Annotated in this window: 1 protein-coding gene; it reads left to right on the forward strand. The window is 41.0% G+C overall.

From position 1 onward, the window contains the following. Window positions 1–173 precede the first annotated feature (173 nt). Window positions 174–1,313: an ISAs1 family transposase gene (locus EXA13_RS16545; RefSeq protein WP_238134089.1), complete on the forward strand. Its 1,140-nt coding sequence runs from the start codon at window positions 174–176 to the stop codon at window positions 1,311–1,313. Window positions 1,314–1,323: the final 10 nt, after the last annotated feature.

Genomic DNA, 1,323 nt, shown 5'->3' on the forward strand with positions numbered 1-1,323 from the left:
CAGGGAAAAATCATGAACATGCCTATGTTTAAAGGGTTTGTGATATAGATAACTCACAGTTTTCTTGTTTTGATGGATAACAGTATCACACAACAAACAATTAGCCGGTGATCAATTTGACGATCATTTTCAGTGTTTTCTAATACCTCCATAGACAAATTGGAGGTCAAACGATGAGTAACCAGCACCCATTTATGCATTTCGATGTCATTCCAGATTATCGCCAACAAGGTAAAGTCGAACACAAGTTAACGGATATCATTTTGTTAACAATCTGTGCAGTACTTTCCGGTCAGGATGATTGGAAAGCCATTCATCTTTACGGCACAAGGTGGTTAGATTTTCTCAAACGCTTTGGTGATTTTAGCCATGGTGTCCCCTCTGCAATAACCATAGCCAGAGTGATGGGAATGATTAGTGCGACACAGTTACAAAAGTGTTTTATCGAATGGATGAAATCATGCTGTGAACTCACTGACGGTGAGGTGATAGCCATAGACGGTAAAACCATTCGAGGGTCTTACGATGATTCTCGTGGTCTTGGTGCTATTCATATGGTTAATGCGTTTGCTACAGAGAATGGCGTGTGCCTTGGGCAACATAAAGTTTACGAGAAGTCCAATGAGATAACCGCTATCCCTGAGTTGCTTCAACTGCTTGATATATCAGGTTGTTTAGTGACGATTGATGCGATGGGTTGCCAAAAGAAAATCGCGCAAAAGATCCTTGAAAAGAATGCTGATTATTTGTTGTCAGTGAAGGGAAATCAAGGCCGACTAGAGGAAGCTTTTGATAACTATTTTGATATGAGTATGCTGCAAAAGCATGATGGTGATTCTTACAGTACTCAGGAAAAATCGCGTGGTCGCCAGGAAACACGATTGGCATTAGTGAATGAAGATTTAAGAGTTTTGGGCGATCTTGAATTTGATTGGCCAGGGCTCAAAACGATGGGAATTGTGGTCTCCATTCGTCAAGAATCAGCAGTGGCTCAAGAGTCAGAAGTAACGGTTCGATATTATATTAGTTCGAAAGCGCTCAGTGCTAAAGAATTGTTAAATGCTTCACGCTCACACTGGTTAGTCGAGTCGATGCATTGGATGTTAGATACTGAATTTGGTGAAGATGCTTGCCGTAAGAGAGCGGAAGAACGAGCAGAGAATTTCGCAAGGATCAGACAGATGTGCTTAAATATGCTAAAAAGTGAAACGACACTGAAAGCGAGCATTAAACATAAAAGAGCGATGTGCGCGATGGATCCAGAGTATCTTTTGAAGGTATTGGGAAGCCTTTATTTACGGGAATGTTCATGATTTTTCCGTG

This window comes from Vibrio cincinnatiensis, from assembly GCF_022113815.1.
Taxonomy (GTDB): Bacteria; Pseudomonadota; Gammaproteobacteria; order Enterobacterales; family Vibrionaceae; genus Vibrio; species Vibrio cincinnatiensis_A.

Bases quoted from the DNA above. Each gene is read 5' to 3' on its own strand.
- EXA13_RS16545 (WP_238134089.1), top strand. From the start codon at position 174: ATGAGTAACCAGCACCCATTTATGCATTTCGATGTCATTCCAGATTAT.